We start from the raw sequence: 14,228 nt of genomic DNA on the forward strand, positions 1-14,228 counted from the left end.
AATTTCATAGGTATGAAAGATAATAAATCAGCTTCTCTGTTTCAGAAGGAGCAAGTAATGGAAAGTTTGAAGCAATCATTCGTGAAGCTAAATCCACGGGTGATGATAAAGAATCCAATTATGTTTACGGTGGAAGTCGTAACGGTTGTCATGCTGATTGTCTGTTTCCTTTCATTGGGTACTTCGGAATATGGAGCATTCGGATATAATTTATTGGTATTCATCATCTTGTTTGTGACGTTACTGTTTGCTAATTTTGCTGAAGCCATCGCTGAAGCTCGTGGTAAGGCCCAAGCTGACAGTTTGCGTAAAACCCGTGAAGAGACTCCTGCTAAAGTGTTGGTTGACGGTAAAATCCATACCGTTAGCAGTTCACGTTTGAAGAAAGGTGACTATTTTATTTGTGAAGCAGGAGATACGATTCCTGCCGACGGTGAGATTGTGGAAGGTTTGGCCTCCATTGACGAAAGTGCCATTACCGGTGAATCTGCTCCGGTTATCCGTGAGGCCGGTGGTGACAAGAGTTCCGTAACTGGTGGTACAAAAGTTCTTTCTGATAAAATCAAGGTATTGGTGACGCAGCAACCGGGTGAGAGCTTTCTTGACAAGATGATTGCTTTGGTAGAAGGCGCTACTCGTCAGAAGACTCCGAACGAAATAGCATTGACTATTCTTCTGGCTGGTTTCACCTTGGTATTCGTTATTGTATGTGTAACGTTGATTCCTATGGCTGACTATACGAATATTGACCATCCGGGAACTTATATCTCCATTGCAGCCATCATTTCTTTGTTTGTCTGCTTGATACCGACTACTATCGGCGGACTGCTTTCTGCCATCGGCATTGCTGGGATGGACCGTGCTTTGCGCGCTAATGTAATTACAAAATCCGGTAAGGCGGTAGAAACAGCCGGTGACATTGATACCTTGTTGCTAGACAAGACTGGCACCATTACAATCGGTAACCGTAAAGCTACTAAGTTTCATTCGGCTTCGGGTGTTGACGAGAATTTGTTCGTAGAGGCTTGCTTGTTGTCCTCACTTTCTGACGAGACTCCGGAGGGTAAGTCTATCATTGAACTGGGACGTGAAAACGGTCATCGTATGCGTGATTTGAATACTACCGGTGCTCATATGATTAAGTTTACAGCCGAAACAAAATGTTCGGGTGTGGATTTGCAGGATGGTACTCAGATACGTAAAGGCGCATTCGACGCTATTCGCAAGATTGTGGAAAATGCCGGAAATAAGTTCCCGAAAGAGATTGAAGAGGTGATTGCTGTAATTACCAGCAACGGTGGAACTCCGCTGGTGGTATGTGTCAATCAGAAAGTTACTGGGGTAATTGAGTTGCAGGATATTATCAAACCGGGCATTCAGGAACGTTTTGAGCGTCTTCGCAGGATGGGTGTGAAAACTGTGATGGTGACCGGTGACAACCCTTTGACAGCCAAATATATTGCAGAGAAAGCTGGAGTAGATGATTTCATTGCTGAAGCCAAGCCGGAAGACAAGATGGAATATATCAAAAAAGAACAGCAGGCCGGTAAGCTGGTGGCTATGATGGGTGACGGTACAAACGACGCTCCCGCCCTTGCACAAGCTAATGTGGGTGTGGCAATGAACAGCGGTACGCAGGCAGCCAAAGAAGCTGGTAACATGGTGGACCTTGACAACGATCCGACGAAGCTGATTGAAATTGTGGAGATTGGCAAACAGTTGTTAATGACGCGCGGTACGTTGACTACCTTCTCCATTGCGAACGACGTTGCCAAGTACTTTGCTATTATCCCTGCTTTGTTTATGGTAGCCATCCCTCAGTTGGCTCCTCTGAACATTATGGGACTGCATAGCCCTGAAACGGCCATTCTTTCGGCTGTCATATTCAACGCTATCATTATTCCTATCTTGATTCCGTTGGCTTTGAAAGGTGTTCAGTATAAGCCGATCGGTGCCAGTGCGCTACTTCGTCGCAATCTGTTGATTTATGGTGTGGGTGGCGTCATTGCTCCGTTTGTCGGTATCAAACTGATAGATATGATAGTTAGTCTGTTTTTTTAAAACTTGGATAAAATGAAAACTCTTTGGAAATCATTTAAAATAACAATTGCATTTTGCATATTTTTCTCTCTGTTCTATATCCTTGTCTTGTGGATATTTGCACAGTTCGCCGGTCCCAACAAGGGAAATGCAGAGGTGGCAACACTCAATGGTAAAGTGGTAGGTGCAGCCAATGTAGGCCAGATGTTTACGCAAGATATTTATTTCTGGGGACGCCCATCTGCGGGTAATTATACAGCCGATGCTTCGGGTGGTAGTAACAAGGGACCTACGAACGATGAATACCTGGCAGAAGTGGAAGCCCGTATCGATACTTTTCTGGTACATCATCCTTATCTGAGCCGCAAGGATGTGCCTGCTGAAATGGTAACCGCCAGTGGTTCCGGTCTAGACCCACATATCACACCTGCTTGTGCTTATGTGCAAGTGAAGCGTGTGGCTCAGGCACGTGGCATGAACGAGGCTGAAGTGAAAGCCATTGTAGACAAGAACATCAGCAAACCCTTTTTGGGGGTGTTTGGTACGGAAACTGTCAATGTGCTGGAACTGAACATTGCATTAGAAGAAGCCGATCAGAATAAATAATTTTTTAGTTGTGTTTGTCATGTGTTATGGGCAGGAGCGGAAGTATTTCTGTTCAGGCAGCGAAAGACTGTCATTTTACAGGGGGAGCCGAAACTTCCTTCCTGCCTTTCAACGATTGATTAGTAATGGTAAATAAATAGTTGGATATGAAAAGTTTAAAAATATCAATTCTAGTTCTTGCGAGTATGGTGGCTGCTTGTTTTATGGGAACCGGCAAAGTGCAAGCTCAGGAATTTACAATACAAGGTGATTTAGTCAGTTCTTATGTTTGGCGCGGCTTTTACCAGACGGGAGTCAGTTTTCAGCCCACTTTGGGTTTTGGGGTCGGTGATTTTTCTTTGACGGCATGGGGCTCTACCGATTTTGACGGAGTTTCTTCAGGAGAAGGGGCTGCGGCTAAGGAGATTGATTTGACGGCTGCCTATGCTTTGGGAGAATCAGGTCTAACTTTTTCTGTTGCCAGCTTGTGGTGGGGCGGACAAGGAGCAAGAAAGTATTTTAATTTTAAGAGCCACGAAACAGCTCATCACTTTGAAGCGGGATTAGCCTATACATTGCCGGTTGAAAAGTTTCCTTTGTCAATCGCTTGGTACACTATGTTTGCCGGAGCTGACAAAGATGACAAAGGCAGGCAGAATTATTCTTCGTATGTTGAACTCAACTATCCGTTCAGTGTTAAGTCTGTAGATTTGAACCTGACTTGCGGATTTCTGCCTTATGAAGCTGGGGTAGGAGTATATGGCGTTCCTAACAGCGGGTTTGCCGTAACCAATGTGGCACTGAAAGGTATTACGGGAATCAAGATTACTGACAGTTTCTCAATACCTGTATTTGCACAAGCCATTTGGAACCCTCGTATGGAAGATGCACATCTGGTATTCGGCTTTACTTTAAGGCCATGATTTATTTAGATATAACTTTAGAACTCATGAATTAGTGTTGGATGCCCGTGGCGGTCGTGATGATCGTTACGGGTTATATGGCATATATAAGACAAGTAAAAAAACAGAAGAAATGAGTAGGGAAGAAAGCGTACAGCATTTTCTTGATTTGATTAAAAAGTCGCGGCGTGGCAAGTTCAAAGTCTACATCGGCATGATTGCTGGTGTAGGTAAATCTTATCGTATGCTTCAGGAAGCACACGAGTTACTTGACAACGGAGTAGATGTGAAGATAGGCTATATAGAGACACACGGGCGTGCCGGTACGGATGCTATGTTGGAAGGATTGCCCGTTGTTCCTCGTCGTAAGATATTCTATAAAGGGAAAGAGCTGGAAGAAATGGATTTGGATGCCATTATCCAGATACACCCTGAGATAGTAGTGGTGGATGAACTGGCACATACCAATGTGGAAGGTAGCCGGAATGAGAAACGCTGGCAGGATGTGATGGATTTGCTTGATGAGGGTATCAATGTGATTTCTGCCGTTAACATCCAGCACATTGAGAGTGTCAATGAAGAAGTACAAGGCATCTCGGGTATTGAGGTGAAGGAACGTATTCCCGATAGCGTTTTGCAAGAGGCAGATGAGGTGGTGAATATTGACTTGACTGCGGAAGAATTGATAGCCCGTCTGAAAGCTGGAAAAATTTACAAGCCGGAAAAGGTCTCTACTGCCTTGAACAATTTCTTTAAAACGGAAAATATTCTCCAATTACGTGAACTGGCTTTAAAAGAGGTGGCTTTACGGGTGGAAAAGAAAGTGGAGAATGAAGTGGTTACCAGTGTGGGAGTCCGTCATGAGAGATTTCTGGCATGTATCAGCAGCAACGAGAAAACACCACGACGCATCATTCGTAAAGCTGCACGTCTGGCAACCCGCTACAATACTTCGTTTGTTGCCCTTTATGTGCAGACTCCCAGAGAAAGTACTGACCGCATCGGTCTGGCAAATCAAAGGTATTTATTGAACCACTTCAAATTGGTGACCGAACTGGGAGGGGAGGTCGTTCAGGTGCAATCGCCGGATGTGCTGGGAAGCATTGTTGATACTTGTAGGGAGAAACAGATAACAACTGTCTGCATGGGAAGTCCGTCACTTTCTTTTCCGAAATCATTGTTCATGATATTGAAATACCGAAAATTTGTGCGTGATTTGGCACAAGTAAACATAGATTTGATTATACTTGCATAATATTAATTCTTAGGAACATTATGAATATTCGTACAAAATTGATACTCAGCGTAGGGGTATTGGCTGGAATGATTATTTTGCTGGTTGCTCTTTCTGTGGTGAATCTACAGATACTGACGGCTACAGAGCCGGATAGTCCTGCTGCTGTACCGGGATTGCAACGTGCATTGCTCTGGATTTCTGTGATAGGTGGGGTATGTATTTTTGCCAGTATCATATTGTTGGTATGGCTTCCCCGTTCCATCAGCAAACCTATTCAAGAACTGACGCGTGGGATTCTTGAAATAGCGAACCATAATTATGAGAAACGTCTGGATATGAGTGGACACGAGGAATTTCGTGAAGTGGCTGATAGTTTTAATCGGATGGCAGAACGACTGACGGAGTATCGCGCCAGTACGCTGAACGACATACTTTCTGCTAAGAAATTTCTTGAGGCTATTGTGAATAGTATTGATGAACCTATTATTGGTTTGAACCGTAATAGGGAAATTCTCTTTATCAATAATGAGGCTTTAACTGTGCTGAATTTAAAACGGGAAGAGGTAATTCGCCGTTCGGCTGAGGAGCTTTCTTTGAAGAATGATTTGCTCCGCCGTTTAGTTCGTGAATTGGTAAATCCGGGTGAAAAGAAAGAACCGTTGAAGATTTATGCAGACAATAAGGAGAGTTACTTTAAAGCTTCTTACATTACCATTATAAATGCAGAGGCTGATGATGACGAACCTCATAATCTTGGCGATGTGATTTTACTGAAAAATATTACAGAATTCAAAGAATTGGATAGTGCCAAGACTACTTTTATCTCGACTATTTCTCATGAACTGAAAACGCCTATATCCGCTATTCTGATGAGTCTGCAGTTGTTGGAGGACAAACGGGTAGGGGTGTTGAACGACGAGCAGGAGCAATTATCGAACAGCATTAAGGAAAATGCTGATCGCCTTCTTGGGATTACCGGAGAACTACTGAACATGACGCAGGTAGAAGCCGGTAAACTGCAGATGATGCCTAAAATAACAAAGCCCATTGAACTGATAGAGTATGCCATCAAGGCTAATCAGGTACAGGCTGATAAATTCGGCATTCAGATAGAAGTGGAGTATCCGGAAGAAAAAATGCCTAAATTGTTTGTCGATAGCGAAAAGATTGCTTGGGTACTCACCAATTTGTTGAGTAATGCTATCCGCTATTCCAAAGAGAACGGGAGGGTGGTTATCGGCGCCAAGCATGACGAGGATTTTGTGGAAATGTATGTGCAGGATTTTGGAAAAGGTATCGACCCGCGTTATCACCAGAGCATTTTTGACCGTTATTTCCGAGTGCCGGGCACTAAAGTGCAAGGTAGTGGCTTAGGACTTTCCATTTCGAAAGACTTTGTAGAAGCGCATGGCGGTACACTGACTGTTCAGAGTGAGCTGGGTAAGGGGAGCCGCTTCGTTATCCGGTTGAAAGCGTAACGTTTTCTATTTTTTGCGGTACTGTTGCGGAGACATGCCTGTTTGTTTCTTGAAAAATGTACCAAAATAAGAAGCATTGGGAAAATTGAAGAAATCGGCGATTTCCTGGATATTTTTCTGGGTGTTCTTGAGTAGTGAGATGCTTTTGCGGATGATGGATTTGAATATCAGTTCCTGTACGGTGAATCCGCAGACGGACTTGGATAGTGCAGAGAGGTATTTGGGTGATAAGCAGAGTTTGTCTGCATAAAACTCTACACCGCGTTCTTCCGTGTAGTGTGCATCTATCAACTGAATCAGCCGGATAAAAATTTCATGTTTGTGGCCAACCGTTGTTTTAAGGTTCATCAGTTTACGGTTGTAAATGGAACAGATGCGGTATGTGAGTCCCAGCAGAAGCAGCCTTTGTTCGTTGTCGTTGAAGGTGTTGTTGTCTAAGTGCAGGGTATTGTCCAGTAAGGACATGTATTTCAGGACTTCTTCTTCGTCTCCGGTGTTCCATACGTAGCATGGTTCGGTCCGGAGCTGCATGTATAGGTACATGGTTGCCACTGAATTGCCTATGATGTCCCTTATCGGTTCTATCTGGTAAATGAATATGAATAGTTGCAGGTCTTCCGATTCGCTCAGCACTTGGAAGAGGGAATCTTCCGGAATGAAAACTGTTTCGCCAGCCTGGGCCGAGAATACTTTCATATTGAGCGAAAAGGTGAAGTTACCCTGGCGGCAAACTATCAGTCCTGCTCCATTAATCATAAAAGGTTTCTTCAGGGAGGTGGGAAAGGAGCAGAGCATACCTTCTGAACTACAAATGTTTTCTCCGTTTGACAATGCGTGGTCCAAGTGGGATAAACGTTCTTGTTGGGTATCCATAACAGACAAAATTACAGGTTGTACTGAAAATTGTCCGCTAAGTTAGTAATTTTCGTTTAGGATACCGCACGACAAGCACAAATATCATGCAAATCAGGCAGGCATAGAGTGTCCATCCTGCCATTTCCTTTATAGCAGAGAGAGTGGCTTGTACTTGGATGCGTCCTTTGGTGGATATGGCAGCCATGTTGATTGCTTCTTGTTTGCTCTTTCCCTGATATTGCATACCTTGTACAGTTTGGGTAAACGAGGCGGACGCTTCGGGGTGCAGCATGTCTACATTCTGTGCATAGCGGGTGATGTAGTGCTGCTGGCGTTCTTGCAGTACATTCGTATAGAGTGCGGCTCCGATGCTGGGAGCCAATACCATGCGTACGGTAAGCATGGTGCATATCCAGGAAGAAAGATATTTGTAAGGCATACGTTGGGTGGCGTAGGTTGGAATCAGCGAATAGAGGAACATCATACCAGTGGAACGGATGATGACCGGATACTTCATCCGTTCGTACAGTCCTGCACCTTGTACCTCGAAATACATGAACATGGTGGAAAGCCCCAATAGAAGGAAACCGGCGGCAAAGAGATATTTGAAGTGTACGCCTTTCGCACTGAGCCAGATGGTGGCTATACCGCCGATGAGGTAGCCCAGCATGGACCAGTTGCCTAGGGTGGCGTTCTGAAAGTTGTCCAGTTTCATGCCTATGCCTGTGAATACGTTGACAAACATGGCGCTGGAATTCAGTACCATTAACAGAAAATAGAATAGGAAACCCATACGGATGGTGCGCAGTTTGAATACATCGAGTTGATAGTAAGGATTGCGTTGGGTAGACTCGATGTAGAGGAATATACCACCAGCAATGATGGCGCAGACTGTGGCCCATCGTATGGTTGGGTCGTCGTACCAGTCGAGCACTTTGCCATAAGTAAGCACGTAGGTAATGCAGGCCAGTGTGATGCAGAAGATGGAGGCATTGCCAAACTGCTTGAGGTTGATGGGGAAGCGGCGGGTGGTATATTTATGATAAGGCATAGTGATGAATGTGATGAGGATGCAAAGTAATAGTAGCCCCATCATAAAGTAGTGTATGTACTGCCATTCGTACTCAAAGGCGAGCCAGGCGGTGAGCGAGGTTCCCAATTGTCCCAGTACCATGAAGAATAGGTAGATGGCAGGTTGTGCCGCACTCCGTTCGATGTCCAGCTTGTCCCAGCCTTCGCCGGTTACAGGCTCGTTGCCGGGTGTAATCTTATCGTACGCTTCGATATGCCCTGCATACTTTATGAGGGTGAAGAGGTTGACCATCATCAGTACCATTCGTAGGAATCCCATAAAGATGCTGCATAGTGCCAGCAGGAAAACACTGTCTGTCTTGGCACAGATATAACTGAAGATGTACATCAGGGAGAATCCTGCCAGACACATCATTTTCTGCCGGCGTATGACTACCAGCCTATATAGAAAGGGGCAGAATGCCGCCATACCGATGGAAGTGGCGAAGTTGGCAAACTGGATATGCTCGGAAATGATGCCGAGCCCGCTCATCATTTCGGTGCTTGCCACCGAGTAGGTACCGCCTACAGTCAGTATCGGCAAAAAGAATACGAATAGGATGATGATACCTACCGGCTTAGGTACCCAGTTGTAGAAGGGATAGTTCTTGGGGGATGAGGGCATGGATAATTAAAAATTAATCATTAAACACTAATCATTATTCCATCTTCGCTTTGACTATTACCATCATACCGGCGGCAAGGCTGCTGTTGTCTTCTTTGGACAAATCGGTAAAGTCGATGCGGACTGGGATGCGTTGCTGTATCTTCACGAAGTTGCCGGCAGAATTATCCGTGGGCACTAGGGAATATTTGGAGCCGGTGGCTCCGGAGATGGCAGTGATTTTTCCTTTGAATTCTTTGTCGCTGATGGCATCGACGGTAATGACTACTTCTTGTCCCAAGTGCAGATTCTCAATCTGGGTTTCCTTGTAGTTGGCTATAATCCACTTTTGTGTGTCAGGCAGAATGTAGGTGATGGTTTGTCCGGCAGTGATGAATTGTCCTTCTTCAAGAGTACGCCGCCCCAATTTCCCATCACAAGGAGCTACTACTACGGTGTAGGAGAGATTCAGTCGTGCCATTTCGAGTGCGGCTGTTGCCCGTTGTATGGCAGCTTCGGTATTTTCACGGCGATGTGACACTTCGTTCACACCCGACAAGGCAGCTTTCTGTTGTCGTTTCACGGCTTCCAACTTCTTGTGGGTAGCTGCATATTCGGTTTCTATCTGTTCCAATTGAATGGGGGTGGCAGCGTTTCTCTTCACCAGATTCTGGTATCGTTGGCGGTCTTTCTCCAGCTTGGTAAGGCGGATTTCTATCTCTGCTATGGAGGCGTCGTAGACAGAGGCTGTAGTTTGCGTGGTTTGTAGTGTGGCACCAATGACTGTGGCACCGGCTTGTGCATCCTTGAGTGCAGCTTCAGCTTCCATGACTCTGATTTTATATTCCCGGTCGTCCAATATAAGTAAGGTATCTCCTTTGTGTACTTCTTGGTGTTCTGTGAAACAAATTTTCTTGATATATCCTGATGCGCGCAGATTGACGGGAGATATGTATTGTTCAATCTGTGCATCATTACTGGTTTCCGTCCGTTTGTAGTTCAAAAAGAGGCAGACCACTTGAATAATTCCCCAGATAAGGATAGCTATTCCTAATAGGCTGACAACGATTTGCCAACGGCGAAGCTTCTTCAATTTCCGTGCTTTTTCTTGGTGGGTACTTGCGGTGTTATTGTTCTCTTTTGTTTCCATATTTTCTATATTATATTGTTTACTTATTATTATATATACATCCGTCCTTGAATACGGGCTCTATTCATCTTCCTCTTTAATGAATTGAGGGGCTCAACGTCTCCAGCTGTCCCGTCAGCTTCAGCAAAGTCAGATTGGTTATCCGGTAATTGTAGTGGGCACTGATATAGTTGTTTTGGGCTTCGCTCATCCGCATTTCGTCCTGCAACACTTCGGTCATTGAGGCGATTCCTTCCCGATAACGGTCCATGGTAACGGTATATACATCTTCAGCAAGCAGATAATTGTCCTTCTGCTTCTTAAAGTTACGCTGGCTGTTCATCAGGTCATTGGTAGCATTCAGATATTGTGTCTGAAGATTTTTTCGGGTATTCTCTTGAGCGAGTTTGATGTTCTCTATGTCAATGGTTGCCTTACGCATCTTGTAGCGTTTGTCCAGTCCGTCGAAAATGGGAATGCGCAAGGAGAGTCCCACTCCATAGGAGCGATACCAATGGTTGGAAGGGCCGGAATGGAACCAATGGTAAGCTTTGTCCGTATAGGCAGAGAACATCCAGCTTCCCGTCAAGCTCAAGGAGGGGATGTAACCGTTGCTGACTATTGTTTTTTGTTGCTCTGCGAGTTGTTTCTGTGATTGCAGCAGCTGTAGTTCATATAGTGTTTCAGATAGCCCGGTGAGTGCTGCGGGCGTAATCATTTCTGTATTCACCGGTACCAGTGCTATATTTTCTTCTGCCGGATAGTCGATGATGTATTTCAGTAGGTTCAGTTGCTGTTCCATCATGGCTTGTGCGTTGTCGTGTTGCACCTTGAGGTTCTCCAGGTTGATGTTGACGCGTTTCACATCTACTTCCATAGCCATACCGTTGTCATAGAAGGCCTGAGTGATATCTCTCAACTCTTCTAGGCGAGTGATGTTGGCTTTTATCAAAATAATCTGTTCAGCTGTAACCTGTCCTAGGTAGTACATTTGACTAATTTGAAGGATGAGGTCTTCTCTTGCCTTTTCATAAGAAAGGCGATTCATCTCATCCATGGTTTTAGCTATGGACAGAGTGGTGTAGAGTGTTTGGTTATAAAGTGGTATCTGCAGCTGTAATCCGAAGTTGGCGTTGTATTGCAAAGTTTGGGTTACATTATAGGGATTGCCATACGCTGAACCATCGGTAACGGATACGGGTGGATCGATATTGTCGTTATAGTTGGCAAAACCATTGATTTGGGGCAGTAGTTTGGCTCGATTCTCAGAGATGCCGTATTTCCCTTTTTGTATTTCCTTCCGTTTGCTTTGTAAGGACAAATTGTTTTCGATACCTATTTTGAGGCAGTCCTCCAAGGTTAGGGTATCTTGTGCTCTTGTACCTAGTGCAAGCAGACACAGAAAGGAAAATGTGAACAGTTGTCTTTTCATAATAGTCACTTGATATTTGCACACAAAGTTAGTGGCTTAAAATGCAAGAGGACTATCCATATATCAACTGTTTGTATTCATATTTTCCTTTTTACTATAATTTGAAAACAAACCATAGTAAAAAACGAGTATTAAAAACAAAAAAGACCGCCAAGAGTGGAAGCCTCCTAACAGTCTAAATCTTCTTTGTAGCGGGACCCGGGATTGAACCGGGGACCTCATGATTATGAATCATGCGCTCTAACCAGCTGAGCTATCCCGCCATCATTTCTCGATTGCGGGTGCAAAGATATAGCTTTTATTTAAATTGCCAAAACTTTTATGGATATTTTCTGCTTTTTCTTTTGCTGATAGGGTGCTGAAGTGGTTTGCAGTACTTTTTATTAAAAGTCTTTGTATAACATTATCAATGAATTAGGGGCGTATGGAAAGGGAGGTATAAATAAATTTGATGATTTATTTTCTGTAATTAGAAAAAAGTATTTATCTTGGCTGGCGCAATAAAAAGCAGAATAGACTATGGAAAGAAAGAAAATACATTTGGAATATCTCTTGAATGCGACTTCTAAAAGTATTCTTTGGGCAGCGATAAGTACCCCTACTGGTTTGGAGGGCTGGTTTGCTGATAGGGTTCAGTCAGACGATAAAACAGTAACCTTTTTTTGGGGAAAAACAGAAAAACGTGATGCCGAGATTATTGCCGTGCGGGCGTATTCATTCATCCGCTTCCGCTGGCTGGACGATGAGAACGAGCGAGAATACTTTGAACTGAAGATGACAAACAATGAGTTGACCAATGATTTCGTATTGGAGATAACAGACTTTGCCGATATAGACGAGGTGGGTGATTCGCGTGAATTATGGGAATCGCAAGTGGATACTTTGCGAAGAACTTGTGGTTTTTAGTTAACTTTAGATTAAAAATTTCCCGTACTCCCTTTTTTGTACTACTTTTGTGCTCTCATTGCATGAAACGAGTAAAATGCTGCGCATAAAAAAGTTAGATATATTTGTTTTGAAGAGCTTTTGCATGCTCTTTATGGGTACTTTCTTCATCTGCCTCTTCATCTTTATGATGCAGTTTTTATGGAGGTATGTGGACGAAATGGTAGGAAAAGGATTGGAGATGACTGTCCTTGCACAGTTTTTCTTTTATTCTGCGCTTTCGTTGGTACCTGCGTCGTTGCCGCTGGCTATTCTGCTGGCTGCCCTTATCACCTTTGGAAATTTCGGAGAACGTTTTGAATTACTTGCCATGAAGGCAGCCGGTATTTCTTTATTGAAAATCATGCGGCCCCTGATTATCTTTATTTGTTTCATCTGTTGTGTCTCTTTCTATTTCCAAAATGTCATAGGACCAAAAGCCCAAACAAAATTATGGACTTTGCTTATTTCCATGAAGCAGAAATCTCCCGAAGTGGATATTCCTGAAGGTGTGTTCTACGATGAAATAGATGGTTATAATCTGTATGTGAAGCATAAGAACCGCAAAACTGGTATGCTGTATGACGTACTGATATATAATTTTGAGAAAGGTTTTGAGAATGCTCAAATTATCAAGTCTGATTCGGGACGTCTGGAGATGACGGCTGACAAACAGCATTTATATTTGCATTTATACAGTGGTGAGCAGTTTGAGAATTTGAAATCGCAGAACATGAACCAAAGGAATGTGCCTTACCGGCGTGAGACATTCCGCGAAAAGCATGCAATCATTGAGTTCAATTCGGATTTTAATATGGTGGATGCAGGTATCATGAGTAATCAGTCCAACAGTAAGGATATGAGAATGCTGCAGGCGGATATTGATTCCATGAAATTGCAGAATGACAGTGTGGGACGTGGTTATTATAAAGAAGCTATGGCAGGAACTTATAAGGTGACAGCCAGCTTGTCTAAAGAGGATACATTGAAGATTGAAAAGGCCTATTTAGGTGAGTACAATGTAGACAGCCTCTACAATGTGGCTACACTGATGCAGAAACAGAAGGTTATATCCACGGCCGTCAGCCGTGCAGAGAGTGCGGGGAGTGACTGGAGTTTTAAGAGCTTTAATATATCGCAGACTGAAAGCAGCCTTCGACGGCACATGACTTCCTGGCATGAGAAACTGACTCTTTCTCTGGCATGTCTCATCTTCTTCTTTATTGGTGCGCCACTCGGAGGAATTATCCGTAAAGGAGGCTTGGGAATGCCGGTGGTGGTTTCTGTATTGATTTTTATTATCTATTACATCATCAACAATACGGGGTATAAGATGGCCCGTGACGGACAGTGGGTTGTCTGGATGGGTATGTGGACCAGTACTGCTGTCTTGGCTCCATTGGGTGCGTTCTTGACATATAAATCCAACAATGATTCAGTGGTATTGAATGCTGATGCTTATATAAATTGGTTCAAGAAGGTTGTGGGTATTCGCAGTGTACGCCATCTGTTCCGTAAGGAAGTAATCATCCATGATCCTGATTATACACGTATTCCGGAAGAGCTGAAGGCTTTGTCCGTAGACTGTCGTGAATATGCTGATAGAAAGGGGTTGAAACGTGCTCCCAATTACTTTAAATTGTGGATGACTGATAGCCAGGATGAGGCAGTGGAAGATATTAACGAACGTTTGGAGAGTCTGATAGATGAGATGTCGAATACAAGATCCGTTACTTTGTTGACAGCGCTGAACACCTATCCGGTCATCCCCATCCATGCGCATGTCCGTCCGTTCCGCAATTATTGGTTAAACTTGCTCTGCGGTATTGTTTTCCCGATAGGCTTGTTCTTTTATTTCCGTATCTGGGCATTCCGTATCCGTCTGAATAAGGATATGGAGCGGATTATCAAGACAAATGAAGATGTGATTGGAATTATAGAAAGGGATCAGAATAAATAAAAACAAAATAG

At 43.9% G+C, this 14,228-nt stretch carries 11 protein-coding genes and 1 tRNA gene; 7 read left to right on the forward strand and 5 right to left on the reverse strand.

Going from position 1 to position 14,228, the window contains the following annotated elements; translation table 11 throughout:
* The first annotated feature begins 12 nt into the window (after nt 1-12).
* The 5 genes from kdpB (at nt 13) to CSD97_RS01515 (ending at nt 6,242) form a co-directional block, all read left to right on the forward strand.
* Entirely contained in the window at nt 13-2,061 is a 2,049-nt protein-coding gene (gene kdpB / locus CSD97_RS01495) for a potassium-transporting ATPase subunit KdpB (protein ID WP_005834857.1), read from the forward strand.
* Nucleotides 2,062-2,073: 12 nt separating this feature from the next.
* The gene (locus tag CSD97_RS01500) at nt 2,074-2,646 is read left to right on the forward strand and encodes a K(+)-transporting ATPase subunit C (RefSeq protein WP_005834858.1); all 573 of its coding nucleotides are present in this window, start codon (nt 2,074-2,076) and stop codon (nt 2,644-2,646) included.
* 146 nt (nt 2,647-2,792) lie between these two features.
* Nucleotides 2,793-3,548, forward strand: a complete 756-nt coding sequence (locus CSD97_RS01505; protein WP_098031870.1) for a hypothetical protein — start codon at nt 2,793-2,795, stop codon at nt 3,546-3,548.
* Between the two features lie 112 nt (nt 3,549-3,660).
* Entirely contained in the window at nt 3,661-4,782 is a 1,122-nt protein-coding gene (locus tag CSD97_RS01510; RefSeq protein ID WP_005834862.1) for a hypothetical protein, read from the forward strand.
* A 20-nt stretch (nt 4,783-4,802) separates the two neighbouring features.
* The gene (locus CSD97_RS01515) at nt 4,803-6,242 is read left to right on the forward strand and encodes an ATP-binding protein (protein WP_044468372.1); all 1,440 of its coding nucleotides are present in this window, start codon (nt 4,803-4,805) and stop codon (nt 6,240-6,242) included.
* 6 nt (nt 6,243-6,248) lie between these two features.
* On the opposite strand, the gene CSD97_RS01520 is transcribed toward CSD97_RS01515, so the two are convergent.
* The 5 genes from CSD97_RS01520 to CSD97_RS01540 all read right to left on the reverse strand — a co-directional run bounded on the left by CSD97_RS01520 (nt 6,249) and on the right by CSD97_RS01540 (nt 11,596).
* Nucleotides 6,249-7,115 (reverse strand): AraC family transcriptional regulator, encoded by an 867-nt coding sequence (locus CSD97_RS01520; RefSeq protein ID WP_005834864.1) that lies wholly within the window; start codon nt 7,113-7,115, stop codon nt 6,249-6,251.
* Nucleotides 7,116-7,152: 37 nt separating this feature from the next.
* Nucleotides 7,153-8,793 carry an MFS transporter gene (locus CSD97_RS01525; protein ID WP_098031871.1) on the reverse strand — a complete coding sequence of 547 codons (1,641 nt, stop codon included), beginning with the start codon at nt 8,791-8,793 and terminating at the stop codon, nt 7,153-7,155.
* A 34-nt stretch (nt 8,794-8,827) separates the two neighbouring features.
* Nucleotides 8,828-9,922: an HlyD family secretion protein gene (locus CSD97_RS01530; RefSeq protein ID WP_005834867.1), complete on the reverse strand. Its 1,095-nt coding sequence runs from the start codon at nt 9,920-9,922 to the stop codon at nt 8,828-8,830.
* 76 nt (nt 9,923-9,998) lie between these two features.
* Complete coding sequence (locus CSD97_RS01535; RefSeq protein ID WP_005824723.1) at nt 9,999-11,333, reverse strand: TolC family protein; 1,335 nt, start codon at nt 11,331-11,333, stop codon at nt 9,999-10,001.
* Nucleotides 11,334-11,522: 189 nt separating this feature from the next.
* Nucleotides 11,523-11,596 (reverse strand) — tRNA-Met (locus CSD97_RS01540).
* Between the two features lie 256 nt (nt 11,597-11,852).
* Between CSD97_RS01540 and CSD97_RS01545 the strand changes: the two genes are divergently transcribed.
* Together CSD97_RS01545 and CSD97_RS01550 are read left to right on the forward strand one after the other, a co-directional pair.
* Complete coding sequence (locus CSD97_RS01545; RefSeq protein ID WP_005824726.1) at nt 11,853-12,239, forward strand: START-like domain-containing protein; 387 nt, start codon at nt 11,853-11,855, stop codon at nt 12,237-12,239.
* 76 nt (nt 12,240-12,315) lie between these two features.
* A complete protein-coding gene (locus tag CSD97_RS01550) occupies nt 12,316-14,217 on the forward strand; it encodes an LptF/LptG family permease (protein WP_005824727.1) in 1,902 nt (633 codons plus the stop codon).
* Nucleotides 14,218-14,228: the final 11 nt, after the last annotated feature.

This window comes from Bacteroides sp. AR29 (assembly GCF_900217715.1).
Lineage (GTDB): Bacteria > Bacteroidota > Bacteroidia > Bacteroidales > Bacteroidaceae > Bacteroides > Bacteroides uniformis.

Coding starts and splice junctions, on each gene's coding strand:
- CSD97_RS01530 (WP_005834867.1), bottom strand. CDS start 9,922: ATGGAAACAAAAGAGAACAATAACACCGCAAGTACCCACCAAGAAAAA.
- CSD97_RS01535 (WP_005824723.1), bottom strand. CDS start 11,333: ATGAAAAGACAACTGTTCACATTTTCCTTTCTGTGTCTGCTTGCACTA.
- CSD97_RS01525 (WP_098031871.1), bottom strand. CDS start 8,793: ATGCCCTCATCCCCCAAGAACTATCCCTTCTACAACTGGGTACCTAAG.
- CSD97_RS01550 (WP_005824727.1), top strand. CDS start 12,316: ATGCTGCGCATAAAAAAGTTAGATATATTTGTTTTGAAGAGCTTTTGC.
- kdpB (WP_005834857.1), top strand. CDS start 13: ATGAAAGATAATAAATCAGCTTCTCTGTTTCAGAAGGAGCAAGTAATG.
- CSD97_RS01515 (WP_044468372.1), top strand. CDS start 4,803: ATGAATATTCGTACAAAATTGATACTCAGCGTAGGGGTATTGGCTGGA.
- CSD97_RS01545 (WP_005824726.1), top strand. CDS start 11,853: ATGGAAAGAAAGAAAATACATTTGGAATATCTCTTGAATGCGACTTCT.
- CSD97_RS01505 (WP_098031870.1), top strand. CDS start 2,793: ATGAAAAGTTTAAAAATATCAATTCTAGTTCTTGCGAGTATGGTGGCT.
- CSD97_RS01500 (WP_005834858.1), top strand. CDS start 2,074: ATGAAAACTCTTTGGAAATCATTTAAAATAACAATTGCATTTTGCATA.
- CSD97_RS01520 (WP_005834864.1), bottom strand. CDS start 7,115: ATGGATACCCAACAAGAACGTTTATCCCACTTGGACCACGCATTGTCA.
- CSD97_RS01510 (WP_005834862.1), top strand. CDS start 3,661: ATGAGTAGGGAAGAAAGCGTACAGCATTTTCTTGATTTGATTAAAAAG.